The organism is Streptomyces sp. NPDC057486 (genome assembly GCF_042802415.1).
GTDB classification, from domain to species: Bacteria; Actinomycetota; Actinomycetes; order Streptomycetales; family Streptomycetaceae; genus Streptomyces; species Streptomyces yanii.
This window is the reverse complement of sequence record NZ_JBHVEE010000152.1, coordinates 1-23,362: the sequence shown is the minus strand read 5'-3', so window position 1 is coordinate 23,362 and position 23,362 is coordinate 1. Positions and strand designations below refer to the sequence as shown.

23 protein-coding genes are annotated in these 23,362 nt (G+C 71.8%); 10 read left to right on the top strand and 13 right to left on the bottom strand.

Translation table 11 applies throughout. The annotated features are described in order from the left end of the window. Positions 1-62 precede the first annotated feature (62 nt). The 3 genes from ACFU6I_RS41075 to xylB form a co-directional block, all read right to left on the bottom strand. Entirely contained in the window at positions 63-911 is an 849-nt protein-coding gene (locus ACFU6I_RS41075; protein ID WP_384377345.1) for a hypothetical protein, read from the bottom strand. Next, positions 911-2,188, bottom strand: a complete 1,278-nt coding sequence (locus tag ACFU6I_RS41070; protein ID WP_384377342.1) for a VWA domain-containing protein — start codon at positions 2,186-2,188, stop codon at positions 911-913. Before ACFU6I_RS41070 ends, ACFU6I_RS41075 begins: the two co-directional genes overlap by 1 nt. A gap of 131 nt (positions 2,189-2,319) precedes the next feature. Then, positions 2,320-3,816, bottom strand: a complete 1,497-nt coding sequence (xylB, locus tag ACFU6I_RS41065; RefSeq protein ID WP_384377339.1) for a xylulokinase — start codon at positions 3,814-3,816, stop codon at positions 2,320-2,322. 246 nt (positions 3,817-4,062) lie between these two features. On the opposite strand from xylB, the gene xylA reads away from it, so the two are divergent. Beyond that, entirely contained in the window at positions 4,063-5,232 is a 1,170-nt protein-coding gene (gene xylA, locus ACFU6I_RS41060; RefSeq protein ID WP_384377337.1) for a xylose isomerase, read from the top strand. A 208-nt stretch (positions 5,233-5,440) separates the two neighbouring features. Here xylA and ACFU6I_RS41055 read toward each other — a convergent pair whose 3' ends face one another. The 4 genes from ACFU6I_RS41055 to ACFU6I_RS41040 all read right to left on the bottom strand — a co-directional run bounded on the left by ACFU6I_RS41055 (position 5,441) and on the right by ACFU6I_RS41040 (position 8,779). Then, complete coding sequence (locus tag ACFU6I_RS41055; protein ID WP_384377329.1) at positions 5,441-6,685, bottom strand: ROK family protein; 1,245 nt, start codon at positions 6,683-6,685, stop codon at positions 5,441-5,443. 303 nt (positions 6,686-6,988) lie between these two features. After that, positions 6,989-7,609, bottom strand: coding sequence for a DUF305 domain-containing protein (locus ACFU6I_RS41050; protein WP_384377353.1), 621 nt, complete (start codon positions 7,607-7,609; stop codon positions 6,989-6,991). A gap of 26 nt (positions 7,610-7,635) precedes the next feature. Then, the gene (locus ACFU6I_RS41045) at positions 7,636-8,286 is read right to left on the bottom strand and encodes a DUF3105 domain-containing protein (protein WP_384377326.1); all 651 of its coding nucleotides are present in this window, start codon (positions 8,284-8,286) and stop codon (positions 7,636-7,638) included. A 64-nt stretch (positions 8,287-8,350) separates the two neighbouring features. Then, positions 8,351-8,779 (bottom strand): hypothetical protein, encoded by a 429-nt coding sequence (locus ACFU6I_RS41040; RefSeq protein WP_384377323.1) that lies wholly within the window; start codon positions 8,777-8,779, stop codon positions 8,351-8,353. Positions 8,780-8,882: 103 nt separating this feature from the next. Between ACFU6I_RS41040 and ACFU6I_RS41035 the strand changes: the two genes are divergently transcribed. After that, positions 8,883-9,710 carry a phospholipid scramblase-related protein gene (locus tag ACFU6I_RS41035; RefSeq protein ID WP_384377320.1) on the top strand — a complete coding sequence of 276 codons (828 nt, stop codon included), beginning with the start codon at positions 8,883-8,885 and terminating at the stop codon, positions 9,708-9,710. A 494-nt stretch (positions 9,711-10,204) separates the two neighbouring features. On the opposite strand, the gene pcaD is transcribed toward ACFU6I_RS41035, so the two are convergent. The 4 genes from pcaD to pcaH are packed head-to-tail and all read right to left on the bottom strand — an operon-like array spanning position 10,205 to position 14,050. Further along, on the bottom strand, positions 10,205-11,368 hold the full coding sequence (pcaD, locus tag ACFU6I_RS41030; RefSeq protein ID WP_384377317.1) for a 3-oxoadipate enol-lactonase: 1,164 nt from the start codon (positions 11,366-11,368) through the stop codon (positions 10,205-10,207). After that, positions 11,365-12,717, bottom strand: coding sequence for a 3-carboxy-cis,cis-muconate cycloisomerase (pcaB, locus tag ACFU6I_RS41025; protein WP_384377314.1), 1,353 nt, complete (start codon positions 12,715-12,717; stop codon positions 11,365-11,367). The genes pcaD and pcaB overlap by 4 nt, the downstream gene beginning before the upstream one ends. Beyond that, a complete protein-coding gene (gene pcaG / locus ACFU6I_RS41020) occupies positions 12,714-13,283 on the bottom strand; it encodes a protocatechuate 3,4-dioxygenase subunit alpha (protein ID WP_384377311.1) in 570 nt (189 codons plus the stop codon). The genes pcaB and pcaG overlap by 4 nt, the downstream gene beginning before the upstream one ends. Beyond that, positions 13,283-14,050 (bottom strand): protocatechuate 3,4-dioxygenase subunit beta, encoded by a 768-nt coding sequence (pcaH, locus tag ACFU6I_RS41015; RefSeq protein ID WP_384377309.1) that lies wholly within the window; start codon positions 14,048-14,050, stop codon positions 13,283-13,285. The genes pcaG and pcaH overlap by 1 nt, the downstream gene beginning before the upstream one ends. A 329-nt stretch (positions 14,051-14,379) precedes the next feature. Here pcaH and ACFU6I_RS41010 point away from each other — a divergent pair, with 329 nt between their 5' ends. Continuing rightward, positions 14,380-14,853 (top strand): MarR family winged helix-turn-helix transcriptional regulator, encoded by a 474-nt coding sequence (locus tag ACFU6I_RS41010; protein WP_384377350.1) that lies wholly within the window; start codon positions 14,380-14,382, stop codon positions 14,851-14,853. A 190-nt stretch (positions 14,854-15,043) separates the two neighbouring features. Here ACFU6I_RS41010 and ACFU6I_RS41005 read toward each other — a convergent pair whose 3' ends face one another. Continuing rightward, positions 15,044-15,808, bottom strand: a complete 765-nt coding sequence (locus ACFU6I_RS41005; RefSeq protein ID WP_384377306.1) for a VOC family protein — start codon at positions 15,806-15,808, stop codon at positions 15,044-15,046. Positions 15,809-15,966: 158 nt separating this feature from the next. Here ACFU6I_RS41005 and ACFU6I_RS41000 point away from each other — a divergent pair, with 158 nt between their 5' ends. Both ACFU6I_RS41000 and ACFU6I_RS40995 read left to right on the top strand, forming a co-directional pair. Then, complete coding sequence (locus ACFU6I_RS41000) at positions 15,967-17,646, top strand: FUSC family protein (RefSeq protein ID WP_384377347.1); 1,680 nt, start codon at positions 15,967-15,969, stop codon at positions 17,644-17,646. Then, entirely contained in the window at positions 17,643-18,149 is a 507-nt protein-coding gene (locus tag ACFU6I_RS40995; protein WP_384377303.1) for a MarR family winged helix-turn-helix transcriptional regulator, read from the top strand. The genes ACFU6I_RS41000 and ACFU6I_RS40995 overlap by 4 nt, the downstream gene beginning before the upstream one ends. 203 nt (positions 18,150-18,352) lie before the next feature. On the opposite strand, the gene ACFU6I_RS40990 is transcribed toward ACFU6I_RS40995, so the two are convergent. Continuing rightward, on the bottom strand, positions 18,353-18,487 hold the full coding sequence (locus ACFU6I_RS40990; protein WP_384377300.1) for a hypothetical protein: 135 nt from the start codon (positions 18,485-18,487) through the stop codon (positions 18,353-18,355). A gap of 228 nt (positions 18,488-18,715) precedes the next feature. Here ACFU6I_RS40990 and ACFU6I_RS40985 point away from each other — a divergent pair, with 228 nt between their 5' ends. The 5 genes from ACFU6I_RS40985 (at position 18,716) to ACFU6I_RS40965 (ending at position 23,299) form a co-directional block, all read left to right on the top strand. Next, a complete protein-coding gene (locus ACFU6I_RS40985) occupies positions 18,716-20,320 on the top strand; it encodes a sensor histidine kinase (protein WP_384377297.1) in 1,605 nt (534 codons plus the stop codon). Then, on the top strand, positions 20,317-20,724 hold the full coding sequence (locus tag ACFU6I_RS40980; protein ID WP_037698641.1) for a roadblock/LC7 domain-containing protein: 408 nt from the start codon (positions 20,317-20,319) through the stop codon (positions 20,722-20,724). Before ACFU6I_RS40985 ends, ACFU6I_RS40980 begins: the two co-directional genes overlap by 4 nt. Next, positions 20,721-21,092, top strand: coding sequence for a DUF742 domain-containing protein (locus tag ACFU6I_RS40975; RefSeq protein ID WP_384377294.1), 372 nt, complete (start codon positions 20,721-20,723; stop codon positions 21,090-21,092). The genes ACFU6I_RS40980 and ACFU6I_RS40975 overlap by 4 nt, the downstream gene beginning before the upstream one ends. Continuing rightward, positions 21,073-21,687: an ATP/GTP-binding protein gene (locus ACFU6I_RS40970; RefSeq protein ID WP_384377291.1), complete on the top strand. Its 615-nt coding sequence runs from the start codon at positions 21,073-21,075 to the stop codon at positions 21,685-21,687. The genes ACFU6I_RS40975 and ACFU6I_RS40970 overlap by 20 nt, the downstream gene beginning before the upstream one ends. Before the next feature lie 67 nt (positions 21,688-21,754). Then, on the top strand, positions 21,755-23,299 hold the full coding sequence (locus ACFU6I_RS40965; RefSeq protein ID WP_384377288.1) for a cytochrome P450: 1,545 nt from the start codon (positions 21,755-21,757) through the stop codon (positions 23,297-23,299). The last annotated feature ends 63 nt before the right edge of the window (positions 23,300-23,362 follow it).

Below are 23,362 nucleotides of genomic sequence, written 5' to 3'. Positions count from 1 at the left end.
CAGCCGCCCCACAGGTGTGGGGCGGGGCGCCGCTCATGCGGGCCGGTTCGCGGCCGGGCGGGTCAGGCGCCCGGCGGGACCCGGTACGGGCGGCCGTTGCCGCGGGTGAGGGAGTAGCCGAACATGGCCGCGAGCGCGCCGAGTACGCCGCCGCCCACGGTCCAGATCCAGCGGTCCGTCCACCAGCCGGAGGCCCAGCCGTCGTGCGGCTCGGTGTTGAGCGGGACCCGGAGCGGGGTGTCGCCGTCGTCCGAGGCGTCGTCCGTCGTCTGCTGCGTCGCCCAGTAGGCGATGGGCGCCAGCGGTTCGCTCAGCTTGCCGTCGACGTCATGGGCGCCGCCCTGGTCGGCCGCCGTCACCTCGACGGCGGTCTGCACCGGCTGTCCGAGGTCGGCCGACGGCAGGTCGACGACCGTCAGGCGCACGTAATAGTTGCCCGGCAGCGGGTCGTTCGCCCACGGCTCGGACCAGGCTCGGACCGTTCGCAGGACGCAGGAGAGTTCGACGGTCGACGCGTCGGCGGCCGCCTTCCTGGTCTGGTGGCCGTACATGCAGGCCTGCCGGCGCCGCAGCCCGTCGTACACATCGACCTGCCAGGTCGAGGAGCCGTGCCGGGTGGTGGCCTCGGGCAGGGTGACCGTCGCCTTGACGGTGGCGCGCTGTCCCGCGTCGGCCGGGAACACCCAGTACAGGTAGTCACCCGTGGATGCCCCGGCGGTGGCGCGCTGGCTCGGCTGGATCGTCGTCGCGGTACGGAAGGTGGTGCCCGCCTCGGTGGGTCCCGCACCACCGTCGGATGCGCTCGGGCTCGGGCTCGCCGACGGGTCGTCGGCCGCGGCCGAACCGGCCGACGTCAGCAGGGCCATCCCGGCCAGCAGGGCACCCGCGAGTACCCGTCGTGTACGCACCATCAGTTGGTCCTCCATACGGCGATGCGCCAGCGCGAGATCCAGCCGAAGAGCAGACCCGCGATCAGTCCGGTCAGGACGAGTACGCCCAGGAGCCACCAGCCGCGGCCGAGACCGAACGCGGCGGCGTCGGCCGCGTCGTCCGGCGCGTCCACCACGTCGACGGTCAGCTCGACCGGCATGCCCGGTGAGGTCTTCACCGAGGCGGGGGCCGAGAAGGAGTTGCTGAGCTGCAGGCAGACGGTCTCCGCGGCCGGCTTGTCCTCGCTGTCCGTGCCGTCCTGTTCCGGCTTGGGGTAGCGCAGCCCGGTCGAGATCGCGTCGGTGCGACCGGTGCCGGACTCCGAACCTCTGACGATCTCGCGGCCGTGCACGGTCACCGCGCGCAGCAGCACGCCGTAGTCGTTGTTGACGGCGCGGTCCGCGGACACGCTCACCGAGGCGCGCAGCTCCTGGCCGGGCAGCACGTCCACCCGGTACCAGCGGTGCTCGCCGATCTTCTCGCGGTCGGTGTAGAGACCCGCCTTGAGCTGAGGTGCGGCGGAGCAGCTGTCCGCGCCCTCGGTGGCCACGGGGGTGACGACGGGCTCGGCCGCCCGGTCCACCAGCTGCTTGACGCGGCCGGAGAGTTCATCGGTGTGCTGCACGGCGGTGTAGGTGCCGCCGGTCGCCTCGGCGATGCAGGTCAGCTGCTCGCGGATCTTGGCGTTCGGCACCAGGCCCAGCGTGTCGATGACGAGGTGGATGCCGCGGGCGGCGATGTCGCGAGCGACCTCGCACGGGTCGAGCGGGCCGCAGGTGTCCTCGCCGTCGCTGATCAGCACGATCCGGCGCGTGGAGTCGCCGCCTTCGAGATCGTCGGCGGCGCCCAGCAGGGCGGGCCCGATCGGAGTCCAGCCGGTGGGGGCCAGCGTCGCGACCGCGGTCTTCGCCTCCACCCGGTCGAGGGGGCCGACCGGGTAGAGCTGCTTGGTGTCCTTGCAGCCGACCTTCCTGTCGTCGCCCGGGTAGTCGGCGCCGAGGGTCCGGATGCCGAGCTGCACCTGCTCCGGCACCGCGTCCAGGACCTCGTTGAATGCCTGCTTCGCCGCGCTCATCCGGGACTGGCCGTCGATGTCACGGGTCCGCATGGAACCGCTGACGTCGAGCACCAGCTCGACCTTGGGGGAGGCTTTGGTGGGGGGTTCATCGGCGGCGGCGGGGAGGGCCGTGCCGAGCCCGGCGGTCAGGGTGGCGAGCAGGATGCCCACCCCGGCCGTCAGCCTTCTTCTTATGATCATCGCCGGATACTAGTGAAGATCACACGCCACCCCCAAACCGGTCCGGAGGCTGCCGGGATGGCGTTGTCCCGGGCCGGCGGGGGCGAGTGACAGTCGGTCAGTGGTCGTTGCAGGATGTGGCGGTCGGGTGGCTATCGGTCCCCGCCGAGCAGCGGCCCTGCGGCCCGCTCCAGTACCGAGTTGACCCGGTTCCAGGTGTCCATGTCCCGTGCCATGGGCGGCAGTTCGGTCTCCGTCTCGGAACCCTCGCCGGCGTTCCAGCCGGCGGCGACCGCGACGGGGTCCTCGCCGCCGGCCGCCGCCGCGGCGAGAGCGGCCGCCCCCAGGGCCACCAGTTCGCCGCTGCCGGGCACGATCACGGGCCGCCCCGACAGCCGTCGTACCGTCTCCACCCAGGCGCGCCCCTGCGCGCCGCCGCCGATCAGGCGAAGCGGGCGGGCGGCGACCTCGGGGTCGGCCGGATCGAGCCCGCAGGCCCGCAGCAGCTCGTCCAGGGCGCGCAGCACGGTGACGACCGCGCCTTCGTAGGCGGCGCCGAGCAGTTGCTGCGGGGTGGTGTCGTGCCGGAGTCCGGTGAGCAGACCGGAGGCGGTGGGCAGATCGGGGGTCCGCTCGCCGTCGAGATAGGGGAGGAGCACCGCTTCGCCGCCGGGCGCCGCGTCGTTGCGGTCCAGGCCGAGCAGGGCGGCGACCCTGTCCACGGCGAGCGTGCAGTTGAGCGTGCAGGCCAGCGGGAGGTACGTGCCGTCGGCCGCCGCGAATCCGGAGAGCGCCGCCGATGCGGGCCGGGTCCGGGAGGCGGCGAAGACCGTACCCGAGGTGCCGAGGCTGAGAACGGGGTGGTCCAGCAGCCCGGCGCCGCCGAGACCGAGGCCTACGGCGGCACTCATGTTGTCGCCCGTGCCCGCCGCCACGGCGATCCCGGCCGGCAGGCCGAGCGCCTGCGCCGCCTCATCGGTCAGCGAACCGGCGCGGGACGCACCCGTCTCGACCACCTCGGGCAGCAACGCGACATCGAGGCCGAGCAGTTCGAGCAGCTCGGGGTCGTACGTGCCGGTGGCGGTGGAGTACCAGCAGGTGCCCGACGCGTCGCCGGGGTCGGTGACGGCCGCGCCCGTCAGTCGTTCGGTGAGGAAGTCGTGGGGAAGGCGGATCGCTGCGGTCGCGGCGGCGGTCTCCGGCTCGTTCTCGCGCAGCCACTGCCACTTCGACGCGGTCATCGCAGCCACCGGGACCGATCCGGTGCGGGCGGTCCAGGCGTCCGCGCCGCCCAGTGCGGCGGTGAGGGTGGCGGCCTGCGGGGCGGAGCGGGTGTCGTTCCACAGCAGGGCCGGGCGCAGTGGGCGGCCCGCACGGTCGAGGACGACCAGGCCGTGCTGCTGACCGGCGACCGCGATGCCGGTGACGGCCGCGGCGGGCACACCGGATTCCTTCAGGCCGGTGGCGACGGCGGTGCGCAGCGCCTGCCACCACACCTCGGGGTCGCTCTCGCGGGCCCCCGCCTCGCCCGTGACGACATGCGGGGCACGTCCGACGGCGAGCAGTCGGCCGGTTGCGGCGTCGACGAAGGCCGCCTTGGTGGACTGAGTGGAGCTGTCCACGCCGATGACGACGGTACGCGGCGGCATGGGTTACCTCATTCTCGCGGTACAGGGGGCCACGGAGGGCCGGACGGCTGGTGCGACCTATTTGATCGTACGGAAAACAAATTACGCGATCGGGTTCGCCCGGAACAGGGGTCGTCCTCGATTCCCGATGGTGGGGGGTTTACGTCTCCATGGAGACCCGTGCATGATTAGTCATGACACTGAACAAATAGGGGTTCGGCGGCCTCCTCGCGTCGCGGACCCGACGGCACCGAAGGTGGTCGGACAATGACGGAACGCTTCAGGCCCACCCCGGGGGACAAGTTCACCTTCGGCCTGTGGACCGTGGGCTGGCAGGGGCGCGACCCGTTCGGCGACGCGACCCGCGCGGCGATCGACCCCGTCGAGACCGTGCAGCGTCTCGCCGAGCTGGGTGCGTACGGGGTGACCTTCCACGACGACGACCTGATCCCGTTCGGCTCGTCGGAAACCGAGCGCGAGAGCATCGTGAAGCGGTTCCGGCAGACGCTGGACGCGGCCGGGCTCGTCGTGCCCATGGCGACGACGAATCTCTTCACCCACCCCGTCTTCAAGGACGGCGGGTTCACCGCCAACGACCGGGACGTGCGCCGGTACGCACTGCGCAAGACCCTGCGCAACATCGACCTCGCCGTCGAACTCGGCGCCACCACCTATGTGGCGTGGGGCGGCCGCGAGGGCGCCGAGTCGGGCGGAGCGAAGGACATCCGGGTCGCCCTCGACCGGATGAAGGAGGCCTTCGACCTGCTCGGTGACTACGTCGTCGAGCAGGGCTACGACCTGAAGTTCGCCATCGAGCCCAAGCCGAACGAGCCGCGCGGCGACATCCTGCTGCCGACCATCGGCCACGCCCTCGCCTTCATCGAGCGCCTGGAGCGCCCGGAACTCGTCGGCGTCAACCCGGAGACCGGCCACGAGCAGATGGCCGGGCTGAACTTCCCGCACGGCATCGCGCAGGCCATCTGGGCGGGCAAGCTCTTCCACATCGACCTCAACGGCCAGTCCGGCATCAAGTACGACCAGGACCTGCGCTTCGGCGCCGGTGACCTGCGCCAGGCGTTCTGGCTCGTCGACCTGCTGGAGACCGCCGGTTACGAGGGCCCGCGCCACTTCGACTTCAAGCCGCCGCGGACCGAGGACTACGACGGTGTCTGGGCGTCGGCCGCGGGCTGCATGCGCAACTACCTCATCCTCAAGGAGCGCGCCGCCGCCTTCCGCGCCGACCCGGCGGTCCAGGAGGCGCTGCGCGCGTCCCGGCTCGACGAGCTGGCCCGGCCGACGGCCGAGGACGGCCTGGCGGGGCTGCTGGCCGACCGCTCGGCGTTCGAGGACTTCGACGTGAACGCGGCGGCCGAGCGCGGCATGGCGTTCGAGGTCCTGGACCAGCTGGCGATGGACCACCTGCTCGGGGTCCGCTGACAGCACGGGCGGATGGTCCGGGGGCGGACAGGTCCGCCCCCGCCCCCGCCTCCGCCTCCGCATGCGAGTCCGGGTCGTACCTGTGTCGGGCGGGTGCGGCCCGGCTCCGGTCTGAGTCCGGGTCGTATACCCGGGTCAGGCGGGAGCGGCGGCTGCGGTTCGAGTCCGGGTCGTACCTGTGTCAGGCAGGTCCGGCCCGGCCTCCGTTTCAGCCCGCCACTGGCGCCGCGTACGCCACCGGGTCGGTCAGTACGTCCTGCATCACCAGCGCTGCCGCGCCCCGTGCCGCGTCGCCCGCGACCGACGAGGCGCGCAGCCGGCCGCCGCGCGGGGACCACAGCCCGGACACCACCCGGCCGGTCAGCTCCTCGTCGACGGGCGGCGACAGCCACGGCATCAGGCCCCGGTATATCCCGCCGAGCACCACCGCGTCCGGGTCGAGCAGATTCACCGCCCCGGACAGCACCCGCCCCAGCATCCGGCCCGCCTCCACCACGGCGGCCACGGCCCGCTCGTTCCCGGCCCGGGTGCGCCGCTCCAGCTCGGCCACCCCGATGCCGCTGCCGGTCTCCTCGATCCCGGCCGCCCGCAGCAGCGCCGCCTGTCCCGCGTACTGCTCCAGACAGCCGCGCGAACCGCACCGGCACTCCGGCCCCTCCGCGTCCACCACCACATGCCCGATCTCACCGGCGAACCCGTGCGCGCCGCGCAGCAGCTCACCGTCGATGACCAGGGCGCCGCCGACGCCGATCTCACCCGTCAGATACAGAAAGCTGCGGATCTCGTCGAGCCCGCCGAACCAGAGCTCGGCCAGCGCCGCCAGATTGGCCTCGTTCTCCGAACTCACCGGCAGTTCCGGGCTGCCGGGGCGCAGCGCGGCGAGCGACGCGGCGAAGAGGTCCTCCGCCGGGACCTGATTCCAGCCCAGGTTGGGCGCCTGGCGCACGGCGCCGCCCGACACCAGTCCGGGCAGGGCCAGGGCCACACCGACCGGGAAGAGCTCCTGTTCGGCCGCCGAATCCAGGGTGCGGGCCGCGATCCGGGCCGCCCGCGCCAGCACCTCGGCGGGCGGAGCACCCCGGTTGTCGAGGTGTTCCGTCAGTCGGACCCGGCCGGTGCCCGCCAGGTCCACGACGCAGACCGACACGTAGTCGATGTTGACCTCGACGCCGAGCCCGGCGGGGCCGGTGCGCGCCACCTTGAGCGCGGTGCCGGGGCGCCCGGCCTGCCCGCTGAACGTCTTGCCGGACTCGGTGAGGAACCCGCTGTCGAGCAGCTGCTCGACCAGCGAGGACACGGCGGCACGGGTCAGCCCCACGCGCGCGGCCACCCCGGCCCTGGTCGCCTCGCGCTCGCCCTCGTCACGGACGGCCCGCAGCACCAGGCTGAGGTTGCTCCGTCGCACGGTGTCCTTGTCGGCCTTGGGTCCCAGCGTCGTGAGGTTGCTCTTCATATCGCTGCTGAGCCTATGCGATTCCGCACGTCAGTACGGTCCGGAGCGGGCACCGGTTCCCCTCGCGGCATGCGGCGGAACCCGCCGTGTCCGAGGTGCGGGCCGCGATCCGCACTACCGGCGACCGGGCGCGGTCGCCGACGTGCCGTCCGCCGCAGCGACGCATGCGCACTCGACTTCAGCCTCGCGGACGGAACGAAGCCCCGGTGTGGCCACAGCGGGTCGTCGTCCGACGGACCGCATCAATCGGGGCGTGGTGGCCGCGTACGCATGTACGGGACCACCACGCCCCGGACCGCCGGCTCATGCCGTGGCGCCGCGCTCCTTCAGCATGTCGGCCATCAGCCCGATCTCCGACTGCTGGCCCAGGACCATGCCCGCCGCCAGATTCCTGATCTCGTCCGTGCCCGCCGCGTCGGCCGCCGCCTGCGCCATCTCCGCACCGGCCCGGTGGTGCACGGTCATCAGCCGGAGGAACCGCACCTCGGCGTCCTTGCCCTTCGCCGCCCGCAGTGCGTCCAGCTCGGTGTCGGTCGCCATGCCCGGCATCAGCGAGCCGTCGCCCCTGGGGGCGACGGTGTGGCCCATCCACTCCATCGGGGGACGGTCGGAGCTCTTGGCGCGGCCCCACATCTCCAGCCAGCCGAGCATCATGCCGCGCTGATTGGCCTGGGTGTTGATGATGTCGTACGCGAGCCGCCGCACGTCCTCGTCGGACGTCCGGTCACGGACGATGAACGCCATCTCGACCGCCTGCTGATGGTGGATCGACATGTCGCGCGCGAACCCCACATCGACCGACGTCTCCGCGGGCACGGCCGACCGGGCCGTCCCCTGGGGGGTGGACGACGCCGACGGCCGCACGAGCATGAGTGCCACCAGCCCCAGCGCCAGCAGCAGCACCGCAGCACCCGCCAGCACCATCGGCCGTGGCGCGCGGACCGAGGACGTCACTTGGCGATCCCGCCGGTGCAGGCGGCGCCCGGCTCCGGTGTCTGCGGACCCTGGACGTACTTGGTGAAGAACTGCGCCACGCGTGCGTCGGTCGCGCTCTTCACCGTGACCTGCTTGCCCCAGGCGCTGAGGGTCAGCGGGGCGTCCTGGTCCTTCACGGGGCTCATGAGCGAGTACGGGGTCTTGGCGACGCGGTCCGCGAGCTTCTTGATGTCGGCGGGCTGCGCCTTGTCGTTGTACGTGACCCAGACCGCGCCGTGCTCCAGCGAGTGGACGGCGTTCTCGTTCGGGATCGCTTCGGTGTAGACGTCGGCGTCGCAGTTCATCCAGACCGGGTTGTGGTCGCCGCCGACCGGCGGGTTCATCGGGTAGTCGACCGGCTTCTCGACATGGTTCTGGGTGAGCTTGTCCCAGCTCCGCTCGCCCTGGACGGGGGAGGACTTGGCCTTCTCCTCGGCCTGGTCCTGCTTGTCCGCTGCGGACATCAGATAGCCGCCGCCCGCGACGAGTGCGGCGACGACGGCGACGGACGCGGAGATGGTGATGATGCGGTTCCTGCGCTCGCGGGCCCGCTCCTTGCGGCGGGCCTCCTCGAGCTTGGCGCGGCGCGCGGCGGCAGGGGTGTTCTGCTTCTTGGCGGAAGCCATGGAGAGTCCTCGGGTTCGACACGATGTACGGAAAGAGGGCAGGGCGGGAGAAGGGGCCCTGCTTCTAGATCCGTTGAACCTGAAGGCGGAGATGGTCGACGGCGCCCACGGCGTCGTTGGAGGGGCCGCGGATACCGGCGGCGCCGACGAGCCGGCCGGCCGGAGCGGTGACCGCCGAGCCGGGGAGCGCGACAGGTGCGGCCTGGGCGGGCAGCACGACGGGTGTCGCGTGCTCCGAGAGACCGTGGCAGGAACTGCTGACGCCCCGGTCGTCCGGTGCGACGACCACGACGATCCGCGCGGTGGAGGCCGGGGGCGAGGCAGGAGTCGCGGTCGCGGTCGCGGTCCGGACCGTGGTGTGGTGTGCGGCCGCGCCCGTCTCGGCGAGCGAACAGCACGAGACCATGGCAAGCACGATGAGCAGCCAGCCGAGAACGGCCGACGCGCGGGCGCCGGCCCGTCGTCGGTCGGTCCGTTCACTGAGTCTGCTCATCCCCGACATCGTACGTGGTGTGTGAAGTTTCAATGAGTGTGGGGATGCTATTGATGTGACGGATGGGGCTCGCCCTGTCGGACCGGCGGGATAGTGTGCCCCGGTGACAACGCACTCGAACGTATCTGCGGGCTGGTATCCGGATCCGCACGGCGCGCCCCAGTTGCTGCGCTACTGGGACGGTTCCCAGTGGACCGAGCACACGAACCCGGCCGGCGGACAGCAGCCCCAGGCTTCCGCTCAGCCCCAGGCGCCCGCGCAGACTCCCGCTCAGGTCCAGATGCCCCACCAGCAGGCAGTCCCTCAGCAGCAGGGCATGGCTCCCGGCGGTGCCACGCTCTTCAATCAGCAGGTCCTGGTCGTGAACCAGAAGGCCAAGCTCATCGAGGTGACGAACGAGTACCGCGTCTTCGATCAGCAGGGCAACACGATCGGCTCGGTCATCCAGGTCGGCCAGAGCGCACTGCGCAAGGTGCTGCGGTTCGTCTCCAGCATCGATCAGTATCTGACCCACAAGCTGGAGATCCGTGACGCGTACGGGCAGCCGCAGCTGCTGCTGACCCGGCCGGCGAAGTTCATCAAGTCCCGGGTCATCGTGCAGCGCCCGGACGGGCAGCCGGTCGGCGAGATCGTGCAGCAGAACGCCATAGGCAAGATCAACTTTGCCATCATGGTGGACGGTCGGCAGATCGGTGCCATCAAGGCGGAGAACTGGCGCGCCTGGAACTTCGCGATCGTCGACCACAACGACGCGGAGATCGCCCGGATCACCAAGACCTGGGAAGGCCTCGCGAAGACGATGTTCACGACGGCGGACAACTACGTGCTGCAGATCCACTATCAGCTGCCCGAACCGCTGCTCAGCCTCGTCGTGGCGACGGCCCTGACCGTGGACACGGCCCTGAAGCAGGACGCCCGCGGCCTCGGCTGACGGGATCCTGTCGTACGCAGCAGCCTGCGCCCCCGAACGTTCACGTACGGGGGCGCAGGCGTGTACGCATGCCGTCGGACGGCCCTGCCCCACGTCGGATGTCCCGGTGGGAGGGCGACGGTCAGGCCATGATGCCGCTCCATATGCTGCCCGGATGCCTCTCGGGCACCGCGCAGCCCGAACGCTGCCGGTCGCGGACAGGACGCCTGGCCCGCCGAGACCGCTGCCCGCGAGGCGGTCGTCCGCCGGAGGAGCGGGACGCCCAGCGGGCCCCGGGGAAGTCATCGGCCGGTTCGCGCCGCTCACCGATGGGCACCGGGCGGTGCGGCCCCTCTGGGCCTGCCCGCCTCCCGGCCGAAGGTCGGCGACCCGGCCGACGTCGTGACTCTCGCGTCCGGTTCGCTGCCGGAGGCCGTGGCGGACCGGACGGTCCCGGCCGCGGTGGCAGGGGCCGACCGGGTCACCGCCCGCGACGGCCGGCTGGTCCGAGGCGGTCAGCCCGTGAATGAGGCGTCCGGCCCGTCGGCCTCCTGTATCTCCTCCAGGACCCTGCGGGCCACCGCGAACGCCGAATTCGCGGCAGGCACACCGCAGTAGACCCCGGTCTGCAGCAGCGCCGCGCCGATCTCCTCCGGTGTCAGACCGTTGCGCAGTGCCGCCCGGACATGCATCGCCAGTTCGTCGTGGTGCCCGTGGGCGACGAGCGCCGTGAGCGTGATCAGGCTGCGCTCGCGGCGCGACAGGGTGGGGTCGGTCCAGATCTCGCCCCAGGCGTACCGCGTGATGAAATCCTGGAACCGGGCGGTGAATCCGGTCGTGCCGGCCTGTGCCCGGTCCACATGCGCATCGCCGAGCACCTCTCGCCGCACCGCCATGCCACTGTGGCCGCTCCGGTTCGCACCGAAGTGGCCACGAAGTGCCACCCGTACCGCCTCGGGGTTCTCGGCGGGCGCCAGGTGCGAGGTCGCAGCGAGCTCGGTGAGCGTGGCGTCGGGGATCGCGTCGGCGAGCTCCCGGGCGTGTGCGGGGGGTGTCGCCGGGTCCTCGCGCCCTGCGATCACCAGCGTCGCCGCCCGGATCTCCGAGAGCCGGAGCCGCAGATCGTACGCGGCGAGCGCGTCGCAACAGGCGGCGTACGACGAAGGATCGGTGGCCCGGAGATCGTCGAGCAGTTCCGGGGCGGTGAAGCCGGGGGTGAACCAGCGCGCCGCGGCCCCGGCCGCGACCGGGGCGAGTCCGTCCCGCCGGACCAGCGCCGCCCGCTCCTGCCACGGCCCGGGTTCGCCGAAGTGCGCGGAGGAGCAGACGACGGCGAGCCGGTCGATGCGCTCCGGGTGGTGCACGGCGAGCCAGAGGCCGACCGCGCCGCCCAGCGAGACCCCCGCGTACGAGAACCGGTCCAGGGACAGCGAGTCGGCCAACTCCATCACCAGCGCGGCAAGATCGGCGACCGTCGCACCCGGCCCGATCAGGTCCGCGGCCGATCCGCCGTGTCCAGGCAGATCCCACCGTACGACCCGGTGGGCGGTGGAGAGGTCGGGCGCGACAGCGTCCCAGAGCCCTGTCGACGTACCCAGCGAGGGTCCGAGCAGCAGCGGGGGAGCGGTGGTCGGACCTTCTGCGCGGTGGTGCAGAAGGCGGTCGGGCGCGGATGTCATCGGCGGTCCAGTGCACGGTCGGTGAGGGGGCCCGCGGATCCGGTGTAGCGGGCGGGGTCGGTCAGTTCGGCCAGGTCGAGACCGGCGAGCTCCGGCTCCTCGTCCAGGACGTCGAAGAGCACATCGGAGAGGTCGGTCGTCTCGGACCGGGCCCGGTCCGCGGCGCCCGCCAGGACGTCCCTGGCACGGGCCCGGCCGATGCGTTCGGCAAAGGCGGCGGCCAGCCGCTCCGAGACGATCAGACCGTCGGTGAGGTGGAGGTTCTCCAGCATGGCGTACGGGACGATCCGCAGCCCCGCCGAGAGTTCGGCGCCGTCCCGCGCGGCGCCGCCGACGAGTCGCAGAAGGTCGCGCAGCGGCTCCCACTCGGCGTGCCACGCCCCGGCGGGCCGCTCGTCCTCGGCGGCCAGCGATCCGTACAGCGTGGCCGCCAGGCCGGGCGCCCGGCGGGCGGCGGCCGCGATCAGCGTGGCGCGCACGGGATTCGCCTTGTGCGGCATGGCGGACGAACCCCCGAGCCGGCCCTCCTCGACCTCGCCGATCTCGGTACGGGACAGCGTGAGCACATCGGCCGCTGTCTTGCCGAGCGCGCCCGCGGTGAAGGCGAGCGCCCCGGCCAGATCGGCGACCGGGGTGCGCAGGGTGTGCCAGGGCAACACCGGTTCCACCAGACCGAGTTCGCGTGCGTACGCGGCGACGAGGGCGAGTCCGTCCACGTTCTTCTCCTCGGAGGAGAAGGCGGAGAAGGCGGCCAGGGTTCCCGCCGCACCCCCGAGTTGGGCGGGGAGGGAATCCCGTACGGAGGCCAGCCGGTCCCGTGCGTCGAGGATCAGTGCACGCCACCCGGCGACCTTGAGCCCGAATGTGGTCGGCACGGCGTGTTGCGTGAGCGTACGACCCGCCATCGGTGTGTTGCGGTGCGCGGCGGAGTGCCGCGCCAGCTCGTCCGCCATCCGCACCAGATCGTCGAGCACCCCGGCCAGTGTGCGTGAGGCGACGAGCATCGCCGCAGTGTCCAGGATGTCCTGGCTGGTCGCACCCCGGTGCACATACGGCCGCACCTCCTCGGGCACCGCCGCCGCGAGGTCGGTGACCAGGGGGATGACCGGGTTGCCGCCGGAGCGCGCCCGGAGTGCCAGCTCCCTTACGTCGAAGCGGTCGGCGTCCGCCGCCTGCGTGACCGCCCGCCCGGCTTCCGCCGGGGCGAGCCCGCATGCGGACTGGGCGCGGGTCAGCGCCGCCTCGGCGTCGAGCATCGCCTGCAGGACGGCGCGATCGTCGGTGCTGGTCTCGGCGGGGGAGCCGGCCCACCCGGGGGCGAGCAGACCGGCATCGCTCTCGTACGTCACGTGAACTCCAGGAAGACCGTTTCGCCGGCGCCCTGCAGATGGATGTCGAACCGGTGGGTGCGCCGGTCGGTGGGCGTCGCGATCAGTGTGGCCCGGCGTTCGGCGTCCAGCGACTCCAGCAGCGGGTCACCGGCGGGCACGGTGCCGTCCGCAGCCCGCAGATAGATCCGGGTGTACAGGTGGTGGAGCAGTCCGCGGGCGAAGACGGCGACCGAGAGATACGGGACACCGCCCGGCGGCAGGGTCCGTACCGCCCACCGGCCGTCGGCGTCGGTGGGGACGCGACCGAAGCCGGTGAATCCGACGCCGTCGCGGCCGATGACCCGGCCGGTGACCGGGTCGTGCCGCAGCGAGCCGGGGCGGCCCGTCCGCGAGCCGTCGGGGGCGGGCTGCCAGATCTCGATCAGTGCGTCGGGGACGGGGTCGCCGTTGCCGTCGAGCACCAGCCCGTGCACGGTGATCGTGTCCGGATGGCCGGCCGCGGCGATGTCGCCGCCACCGGCGAACGGCAGCGCGTACCCGTAGAAGGGGCCGACGGTCTGGGACGGGGTCGGGGCGTGGGTCATCAGTGGTGGCCTTCCTCGATCCAGGTGGCGGACGGTCCGTCGAGAACGATGTCCCAGCGGAAACCGAGCGACCACTCGGCGACCGAACGGTCGTGGTCGTACGTCGCGACGAGCCGCTCCCGGGCGGCCGGGTCGGTGACGGACTGGAGAATCGGGTCGTACGGCAGGATCGGGTCGCCCGGGAAGTACATCTGGGTGACCAGACGCTGGGTGAACGCCGTCCCGAAGAGCGAGAAGTGGATGTGCGCGGGTCGCCAGGCGTTGACGTGGTTGCGCCACGGGTAGGCGCCGGGCTTGACGGTGGTGAAGCTGTAGCCGCCGTCGTCGTCGGTCAGACAGCGGCCGAACCCGGTGAAATTGGGGTCCAGGGGCGCCGGGTGCTGGTCGAGCTGGTGCGCGTACCGCCCCGAGGCGTTGGCCTGCCACACCTCGACCAGTTGCCCGCGGACCGGGCGGCCCTCCCGGTCCAGGATCCGGCCGGAGACGGTGATGCGTTCACCGAGCGGCTCGCCCCGGTGCTGCCGGGTCAGATCGCGGTCGAACGCGGTGACGTCCGTAACGCCGAAAGCCGGTCCGGACAGCTCGACGGCCTCGGGATCGGCCAGCGGGACGAGTGGCCGGTGCGGGTGGCGGAAGTGGCTGCTGCGGTACGGAGGGTAGTCGCGCGGCGGATGGTGCGCACCGGCGGGCGCGCCCGCGTGGACCTTGGCGACCTCGGCGTCGATGTCCCGCTGGCTCAGCCCGTCGGGCAGGGGATAGGTGGTCATGTCACGGCTTGTCATGTCGCGGCTCCGGAGACGGGTGGATTCCGAGGGGAACGAGGCGCGTGGGACGCCCGGGTCATGCGGCCTCGAGGGCGCGCAGCGCGGTGAGCCCCTGGGGCGCGGGCGGCGCGGTGGCGCCCGGACCTGCTGCGCCGTGACACCGGGGTGCCACTCGGTGAGGACCAGCTCATCACCCTCTCCTCCGACGCATTGCTCAGTGCACTGAGTATTTGTTGACGCGCCAGAAGCTACCCATGCTGAAGCGGCGAGGTCAAGGCCCTCAGTACACTGACATCCTGGAGAGGGAAGAAGCAGCAGAGAGGGCGATGTCTGTGTCCGCGGTCGACTTGAGCAGGCACCCCGGGCATCTGGCCCGCCGCCTCCAGCAGGCGCACTACCTGCTGTGGAACACGATGGTCTCGGAGGAGACCACCTCCCCGCAGTTCGCCGTGCTGAATGCCCTGATCGCCGAGCCCGGCCTCGATCAGCGCACGGTGGGGGAGCGGGTCGGACTCGACCGTTCCACCATTGCCGAGGTCATCAGCAGACTTTCGCGCCGCGGACTGCTGGACAAGGTCCGCGACCCGCAGGACGGCCGCCGCTCCCTGCTGCAGCTCACCGAGGACGGGGCGCGTACCCACCGCAGGATCTCGCTGCGGGCGGCCAGGATGAACCAGGTCTTCCTCGGTCCGCTCTCGGCCGAGGAACAGGCTGTCTTCTTCGATCTGCTGCGCAGGGTCTCGGACGCGGCCGAGGGGCTCCGTCATCCTGAGGAGCCCCTCGGCGCCGGAACGTCCGGCCTCTGACGCCTTCGGGCATGCCTGGGGGCAGCCCCTTGGGGCGTCGGAAGTCCCGCCTGCCCCGCGACGCCCGGCACGCACGCTCGCTGCGTTGTCGGGGTCGTCCGAGTACGTCCGGTACGAGGACGACCCTCCGCCTTGCGATCACACGCACCGGACGGCGCTCCTCATGGGGCAAACATTGCCGGTCAAGGCACTAGCCCTCGTCGCCTGCGCGGTGGATCCCGAACGCGGCTCCCTGTGGGTCACGGACCACCGCGATCTGCCGGCCGCCCGGGAGGGTCCTCGGAGGCATCATCAGTTCACCGCCCGCGCCCAGCGCGGTGGCCGCTGTCGCGTCGACGTCCGCCACCCCGAAATAGGGCAGCCAGTTCGGTGGCGCCTCGGGCGGGAGCATGTCGTCGCTCGCCAGCAGGCCGCCGAAGTCGGCGCCGTCGACACCCCACTGGGGGTAGGACTTCGACGCGGTGACCGTCCAGCCGAAGACGGCCGGGTAGAAGGCGAGTGCGGGATCGGCCTCGCGGGTGACGAGTTCGACCCAGCCGAGCGAGCCCGGAACGTTCAGCAGCTCGACGCCCGCGAAGGCCCGGCCGTGCCACAGCGAGAACACCGCGCCGGAGGGGTCCGCGACGACCGCGAATCGCCCCTGGTCGAAGACGTCCATCGGGCCGACCAGTAGTGAGCCGCCCGCCGATGTCACCTTCTCCACCGTGGCGTCCGTGTCCTCGGTGGCGAACGAAACCGTCCAGGCGGGGGGCCGGCCCGGCTGGTAGACCGGGCTGAGGGCGGCGACGCGCGCGGCACCGAGGCGCGCCATCGTGTAGCCGCCGGCCTCCTCGCGCGGATCGGTCTCGGGCCGCCAGCCGAAGAGTGCCGTGTAGAACGATGTGGCCGCCGGGATGTCCGGGGTGCTCAGCTCGATCCAGCAGGGGCCGCCGGGCACCGGTTCGGAGAGCTTCATTCCGTTCCCTCTGTTTCTCTTCCGGGGACGCGCGTGTGTGCGGGTCTTCCCGCAACCTACGACCGGCCGTGGAGCCGGGCCATCCGGGCGACGGCCCTCGGGGAGAAGTGTTTTACAGGTGTAATACCTGTTAAGATGTTTGGGTGAGTGATACGACCATGCGAACCCGGCAGCCCTCCGTCCGTAGACTTCCGCTGGCCCCCGCCCTGCGCCTGGCCCGCCCCTCGGACATGTGGTTCAAGCCGGCGCTGAGCGTGGTGGTCGCTTCCGCCGTGCCGAACCTGGCGCTCTTCGCCTTCGACCGGCTCGACCTCGTCATGTACACGATGGCCGGTTCGCTCTGTGCGCTGTACGGCCACAGCCTCCCGTACGCCCGCCGCGCCCGCACTGTCGCCGCAGTCGTCCTCGGCATGCTCGTCGGCTTTGCGATCTCCCTGGTCACGGCCTCGCTCACCGACTCGACGGCCGTACTGATCGCCGTCGGCGCCCTCCTCGCGGCCGGGCAGAAGGCGCTCTGCGACGCCACCCGCATCGGGCCTCCCGGGCATGTGATCTTCACGTTCGTCACCTCGGCCGCCCTCTTCGCCCCGCAGCACCTGGGCCAGGTGCCCGGGCACCTCGCGCTCACCGTGGCGGCGGGCGCGGTCGCCTGGCTGGTCACCGTCGGTCCCGCCCTGATCCGCCGGGAGGGACCCGAGCGCCGCGCCACGGCCCGCGCGCTGGACGCCGCCGCCGCATACGCCACCGACCCGGGACACCGCACCCGGCACGCCGCGGCCGCCGCCGTGCACGCCGGCTGGCAGACGCTGCTCGCCGCCGGGCGCCCCACCCCCGTACGCCGGGCACTGGAACGGCTCCTCGTGCACGCCGAAGCCGCCCTCGCCGAGGCTGCCCTCGGGTCCCGCACCGCCGACCCCGACCGGCTGCGTGCCTGGGCGGGGCAGACCCGGGGCCGCGGACCCGTCCCCACCCCGCCGCCCGCCCCCGGCACCGCCGAGGAGCTCTTCGGGATCGACGCCGAGCGCGCCGCACGGCGGACCGGAAGCCGCCGCGACGCCCGCCGGGCACCGCTGCGCGCGCTCGCCCCCGGCTCCCCGCTGCTGCCCATCGCCGCCCGCACCCTCATCGGCTGCGCCCTCGCCGGATACGTCTCCATGGCCTTCGGCGTCGGCCGCCCCTACTGGGCGATCGTCACCGCCGCCTCCCTCTACCAGGCCAACGTCACGCTCTCCTGGAACCGAGCCCTGCAGCGAACCCTCGGCAACCTCCTCGGCGTGCTCGTCTTCGCCGCCGTCCTCCCCCTCACCCGGACGGGGCCGCTGGCGCTCATCGGCTGCTGCCTCTTCTTCAACTTCGCCGCCGAGGCACTGATCACCCGCAACTACTGGCTCGGCTCCATCGCCGTGACCCCGATGGCCCTTCTCGTCATCGAGTTCGGCGGCACCCACCCCGCCGGTGAACTCATCGGCGACCGGGTCCTGGACACCGTCATCGGCGCCGCCGTCGGACTGCTCGCCGCCATGGCCGTCACCAACCGCCGGGCCGGCGGGCGCCTGGAGCGGGCCCTTGCCGCCACCGACAGGGCCCGCGCCGACGCCGCAAAGACCCTGGCCGCGCCGGCACCCGCACCCGCCGCGCTCGACGCCGCGCGCCGCAGGCTGACGGGATCGCTCGTCGAACTGCGCGAGGCGGGCGACACCGCGGCGGGCGAATGGTGGCAGCGCGCCCTGCCCGAGGAGCGGGTCCTCGCGGCGGAGCAGGCCGGACACCGTACGCTCGCGGCGACAGCGACACGGCAGGGGATGATCGTCCCCGCCCAGGAGAACGGAGCGGTGTGACCGACGACATCGTCGCCTCGGTGGTACGGCAGTGGCAGGCCGTCAACCCGGAGCTGGACACCGGACCGATGGAACTCATCGGGCGCATCAACCGCTGCGCCGCCCTGCTCCAGCAGGCGGAGGACGCCCCGCTGCGCTCCGCCGGGCTGAGCCGCGCCGAGTTCGACCTGCTCGGCGCGGTGCGCCGTAACAACCGTGAACTCACCCCCGGTGAACTGGCCAGGGAAACGTTCTCCTCCGGCGCCGCCGTCACCAAACGCCTCCGGGGCCTCCAGGAGCGCGGCCTGGTCGACCGCCGCAGTGACGCCCGGGACCGCCGCGTCGCGCACGTCCGTCTCACCGACGAGGGGCGTGCCCTGGTCGACGAACTGCTCCCCAGGCAACTGGCGTACGAACGCACGGTGCTTTCCGGTCTCGACGAACGGACCCGGGGCGAACTCAGCTCCCAGCTCAGTGAGTTGCTGGTCCAACTGGAGGGACGCCTCGGCGGGGCCCGGCACTGAACCACGCACCCGACGCCGCTCTGCGCGGGTGGGCGACGGCCACCGGTGGTCAGGGGTGGCGCGGGGCCGGTCGGACACGGTGGGCGTGTCATACGTGAACATCCTGTGGTGGGCGCCCGAAGACATGATCGGGGGGTGACGGATCGGACCGCCGTGCAGCCGCCGTCCACGACGAGTTCGGTGCCGGTCACGAAGCGGGCCTCTTAGAAGGCGGTGTGGAGCACGCCCTGCGCGATGTCCTGCGGGGAATCGCGGTGTCCCATCGGCGTGGAGTCCAGCATCCGTCGGGCGTGGGCGACGGCCCCCGAGGACGGGTCGGCGCGCTCCTTCTGCGGCACTTCGGTGATCGTCACTCCTTGCGCACGGCCGGAGGCGGTGCGTGCAAAAACTCGTGAGTGTATTACCGCGGGAACGCTCGCGCAGGGGGTTGGGTGAATGTGCCGAAGCACTGTTTCGATCTGACTAAGCTCACGCGCAGTGAAGTCGAGTTGATATGAATTCGAGCGCTTGTTGCCTCGTGCCCCACAAGTGCGTATACCTCCCGAATCAATCGCCAGAGGTCTTAGATGGCTCGTGTTGAATCACCGCCGATCCAGCGAGAAATCCCCCTTGCCCGAGCCGCGTTGCTCCCCGTGCTCCTGACGGCCGGCGCGACCGCCGCCGCCGCGACGCTGGTTTCCGGGGCCGCCCGGGGAGCAGTCGTCTCGTGCGGCGCGGTCACCACCGCCGTGGTCGCCGTGCTCACCGTCGCGCTGGCCCGTCGTGCCCGCGCGATGCGCAGACAGCGCGCGGAGTACGAGCACCGCCTCGCCGTCCTGGAACACCGCCTCGCCACCCATGACGAAGAGGCCATCCGGATCAACAAGGAGCTCCTGCCCGCCGCGATCCACCGGCTCCGCGTGGGCAACTCGCCCGACGAGGTGCTGCGCGACATCGTCGACGCGGACGAGGTCTACTGCGACCTTCCCGACGCCCAACGCGCCCTCGTCCACACGGTGCTGAAGATCATCGACAACGAAGAGGCGATGCGCGACTCCGCGCAGCGCGCCTTCGTCAACGTCGCCCGGCGCGTCCAGGCGATCGTCCACCGGCAGGCCAGCGAGCTGCGGGAGATGGAGGAGCACCACGGGCGAAACCCCGACGTCTTCGACGACCTGCTCCGCATCGACCACGGCACCGCGCTGATCGGCCGGCTCGCCGACTCCATCGCGGTACTCGGCGGTGCCCGTCCCAGCCGTCAATGGCCCAAGCCCGTACCGCTGTTCAGCGTGCTGCGCGGTGCCATGTCCCGGATCCTCGAATACCCACGCGTCGACCTGCACTCGATCGCCAAGGTCGCCATCATCGGCACCGCCGTCGAACCGCTCATCCACGTCTGCGCCGAACTCCTCGACAACGCCACCCGCTACTCGCCGCCACAGACCCGCGTGCACGTCACCGCGGTCGAGGTCCAGACCGGCATCGCCATCGAGATCGAGGACGGCGGCGTCAGCCTCAGCGAGGAGGCCCGTGCGCGGGCCGAGAACATGCTCGCCCGGGCCCAGGCCGGGTCCAACATGAACGACCTCGGCGAGTCCCCCCGGCTCGGCATGGCCGTCGTCGGCCGGCTCTCCCGGATGTACGACCTCCAGGTCTCGCTGCGACAGTCCGCGTACGGCGGCGTCCGCGCCGTACTCGTCGTGCCCCGCGCCATGATCACCACCGGTCCCGCCCCGGGTATCGCCCACGGCATCGGCGCCACGTCGAGGCCCACCAGCGACATCGACGTGGCGGGAATGAAGCACGTCGTCCCGCCGCGCAGCAAGCGCCGCAAGCCTCTCCCGGTGGAAGCCCGCCCGGCCACCGGACCGGTCGCCTCCGATGCCAGGCCGGTGGCCGCGTCGGCGGCCATGAGCGACGACGCCCCCGTGGTGACCGAGTGGACCGCGGGTGGACTCCCGCAGCGCCGCAGCCGCGGTCGCGCACCGCTGGGCTCGCACAACCTCCCCGCGCAGCCCGCCGCTCCGCCCTCGGGACAGCGCAACGGTCACGCCAACGGGAGCGACATCGGCAAGGAGCAGCCCCCCGGGCTCTGGCTCGAGGCCTTCACCAGCGCCGTCAACGGCGTGCCGCAGGAGCCGAAGACCGGCGAAGACACCGATGGTGCGTGGGACAAGGGAGACCTGAAGTGATCCAGCAGCGCGGAAATATGGACTGGATGCTCAAGGAGCTGGCCGACGACGTTCCGGACATCCATCAGATCGTCGTGCTCTCCGCGGACGGCCTGCGCATCGCCCGGCACGGCGGCGACCCCGATGTCGCCGACCGCCTGGCCGCCGCCTGTGCCGGGCTGCAGAGCCTGGCGGCCGCCGTCGCCTCCGAAATCCCGTACAGCGACGGTCTGATGCGGCTCGTCGTCATCGAAGTCACCGGCGGATTCTTCTACTTGATGGCCGCGGGGACCGGTGCCTACCTCGCCGTCCTCGCCGGAGAGACGGTGGACGCGGGACTCGTCGGAGCACGGATGCGTGACATGGTCGTCCGGATCGGTGCCCATCTCACGAGCCCGCCGCGCCATGACGGGCAGGCCGGATGAGCTCTCCCCGACGAGAGCGCCGGGAGGCTGATCCGGCGCTGAGCGAACCGGAGCGGCTGTACGTCATCACCGGCGATCCCGACGGCGGCGAGCGAGCGGCGCTCGACCTGGTCACGATGATCGTTGCGAAGGAGCAGCCGACGCCGACGGTCCAGCCGGAGCAGGCCGTGATCCTACGGCTCTGCCAGGCACCGTTATCCGTCGCCGAGATCTCGGCCTACCTCAGCCTGCCGTTCAGCGTGGTGACCTCGCTCCTCACCGAACTCCTCGCGAGCGAACTGATCGAATCACGCGCGCCCATCGCCCGCGCCTCTCTCCCGGACAGATCCCTTCTCGAAGCGGTGATGCATGGACTTCAGAAACTCTGACACGATCACCGGCCCCAGGACCGAGGACATCCTTCCGACCACGGCCACGGCCGCCGTGAAGGTGGTCGTCGTCGGCGGGTTCGGGGTCGGCAAGACGACCATGGTCGGTTCCGTCAGCGAGATCCGGCCCCTGACCACCGAAGAGACCATGACCCAGGCCGGGGTCGGCGTGGACGACAACTTCGGTGTGGAGAGCAAGACCGCCACCACGGTCGCCATGGACTTCGGCCGCATCAGCATCAGCGAGGAACTGATCCTCTACCTCTTCGGCACCCCGGGCCAGGAACGCTTCTGGTTCCTGTGGAACGGTCTCTTCGAGGGCGCCCTCGGCGCCGTCGTTCTCATCGACACCCGGCGTCTCGAGGTCAGCTTCGACGTGATCGGACGCCTGGAAGAACGCGGTGTGCCGTTCGTCGTCGCCATCAACACCTTCCCGGACGCCCCGAAGCACCCCGTCGAGACGTTGCGCAGCGCACTGGACCTGCCGGACGAGGTGCCGATGATCGACTTCGACGCCAGACTGCGCGGCTCCAGCCGCGACGTGCTGATGACCTTGATGCGCTATCTGCACAGCCTGGCCGTCCCGCTCGCCTGACCACCCCTGCACGCACGCCGTCTGCTCATTCGCACTGATCCTTGGAAGCCTGATCCCTGGAGCGATCGTGACAACCCCTTTCCATCACGAGCCCGGAGCGGCCATGGGGCCTGTTCCGCCCCCCGAATGCCCGGCCCACGGACTGGGCGTCGGACCCGGCGGGCTGCGCCGGTTCTACGGCCCCGAGGCCGAGCGGGACCCGGCAGGGCTGTACGACAAGCTGCGCGCCGAGCACGGCACGGTGGCGCCGATCCTGCTGCACGGAGACGTACCCGCCTGGCTGGTGCTCGGGCACAGCGAGAACCTGCACCTGACCCGCACCCCCTCGCAGTTCTCCCGCGACTCCCGGCGCTGGCGGGCCCTGCAGGACGGCAGCGTCGCCCCCGACCACCCGCTGGCCCCGATCTTCACCTGGCAGCCGGTGTGCGTCTTCGCCGACGGCGCCACCCACGAGCGGCAGCGCGGCGCGGTCACCGACAGCATGGCGCGCATCGACCACCGCGGCGTCCGCCGCCACATCAACCGCTACAGCAACCGGCTCGTCAACGAGTTCTGCCGGGACGGCCGTGTCGACCTGGTCGGTCAGTTCGCCGAGCGGCTGCCGATGATGGTGATGTGCGAAATTCTCGGCATGCCCGAGGAGTGCAACGACCGGATGGTGCAGGCCGCCCGCGACATGACCCGGGGCACGGCGACGGCCGTCGCGAGCAACGCGTACGTGGTCGCCGCACTGGACCGGCTCGTCCGACGCCGCCGGACCGAACCCGCCGCCGACTTCGCCACCTGGCTCGTCGAGCATCCCGCGGGCATGACCGACACCGAGGTCACCGAGCATCTGCGGCTGATCCTCATCGCCGCGTACGAGGCGACCGCCAACCTGATCGCCAACGTGCTGCGGATGGTCCTCACCGACCCCCGCTTCCGGGCCAGGCTCAGCGGCGGCCACATGACGGTGCCCGAGGCGGTCGAACAGACCCTGTGGGACGAGCCGCCGTTCACCGCGGTCTTCGGCCGCTGGGCGGTCGGCGACACGGAGTTGGGCGGGCAGCGGATCAGGGAGGGTGACGCGCTGATCGTCGGCATCGCACCCGCCAATACGGACCCGGTGGTTCGTCCCGATCTGGCCGCCGACATGGAGGGCAACCGCGCGCACCTGGCGTTCAGCGGCGGACCGCACGAGTGCCCCGGGCAGGACATCGGACGGGCGATCGCGGATGCCGGCGTCGACGCCCTGCTGATGCGCCTTCCCGACCTCGAACTCGCTGTCGAAGAAAGCGAATTGAACTGGATCGGGAACATCATGTCCCGGCATCTGCTGGAGCTGCCGGCCGGCTTCGCGGCACGCTCGCCGGAGGACGACGACGAGCCGCCGTCAATGGCACGGCGCACACCTCCGCGCGAGGACCGGGAGGTGCAGTCGCCGGTTTCGCACACGACTCCCGCGCCCGATCCGGCGGGCGTGGCCGCGCAGGCCGGGCAGGGCCCCGCAGGCGGGGTGCGGACCGGCGCACCGTCCCACGGTGCGTCCGCCGACCGGATCCCGCAGCAGCGCAGGCCCGCCGCACCGACGCGGCTGTGGCATGCGGTGACACGGTGGTGGAGCGGCTCCTGACCGGGCCGCCCGCGGGACGACATGCGTACGGGCCGGTGGCCCGGGGCCCCTGGCTCCGGGCCC

Excerpts from the sequence above, each read along its gene's own strand:
- ACFU6I_RS41005 (WP_384377306.1), bottom strand. The coding sequence starts at position 15,808 with ATGAAGCTCTCCGAACCGGTGCCCGGCGGCCCCTGCTGGATCGAGCTG.
- pcaH (WP_384377309.1), bottom strand. The coding sequence starts at position 14,050 with ATGACCACCTATCCCCTGCCCGACGGGCTGAGCCAGCGGGACATCGAC.
- xylB (WP_384377339.1), bottom strand. The coding sequence starts at position 3,816 with ATGCCGCCGCGTACCGTCGTCATCGGCGTGGACAGCTCCACTCAGTCC.
- xylA (WP_384377337.1), top strand. The coding sequence starts at position 4,063 with ATGACGGAACGCTTCAGGCCCACCCCGGGGGACAAGTTCACCTTCGGC.
- pcaG (WP_384377311.1), bottom strand. The coding sequence starts at position 13,283 with ATGACCCACGCCCCGACCCCGTCCCAGACCGTCGGCCCCTTCTACGGG.
- ACFU6I_RS40975 (WP_384377294.1), top strand. The coding sequence starts at position 20,721 with ATGAGCTCTCCCCGACGAGAGCGCCGGGAGGCTGATCCGGCGCTGAGC.
- ACFU6I_RS41045 (WP_384377326.1), bottom strand. The coding sequence starts at position 8,286 with ATGGCTTCCGCCAAGAAGCAGAACACCCCTGCCGCCGCGCGCCGCGCC.
- ACFU6I_RS41040 (WP_384377323.1), bottom strand. The coding sequence starts at position 8,779 with ATGAGCAGACTCAGTGAACGGACCGACCGACGACGGGCCGGCGCCCGC.
- ACFU6I_RS41055 (WP_384377329.1), bottom strand. The coding sequence starts at position 6,685 with ATGAAGAGCAACCTCACGACGCTGGGACCCAAGGCCGACAAGGACACC.
- ACFU6I_RS41070 (WP_384377342.1), bottom strand. The coding sequence starts at position 2,188 with ATGATCATAAGAAGAAGGCTGACGGCCGGGGTGGGCATCCTGCTCGCC.
- ACFU6I_RS40985 (WP_384377297.1), top strand. The coding sequence starts at position 18,716 with ATGGCTCGTGTTGAATCACCGCCGATCCAGCGAGAAATCCCCCTTGCC.
- ACFU6I_RS41000 (WP_384377347.1), top strand. The coding sequence starts at position 15,967 with ATGCGAACCCGGCAGCCCTCCGTCCGTAGACTTCCGCTGGCCCCCGCC.
- ACFU6I_RS41050 (WP_384377353.1), bottom strand. The coding sequence starts at position 7,609 with ATGGTGCTGGCGGGTGCTGCGGTGCTGCTGCTGGCGCTGGGGCTGGTG.
- pcaD (WP_384377317.1), bottom strand. The coding sequence starts at position 11,368 with ATGACATCCGCGCCCGACCGCCTTCTGCACCACCGCGCAGAAGGTCCG.
- ACFU6I_RS41075 (WP_384377345.1), bottom strand. The coding sequence starts at position 911 with ATGGTGCGTACACGACGGGTACTCGCGGGTGCCCTGCTGGCCGGGATG.
- ACFU6I_RS40970 (WP_384377291.1), top strand. The coding sequence starts at position 21,073 with ATGGACTTCAGAAACTCTGACACGATCACCGGCCCCAGGACCGAGGAC.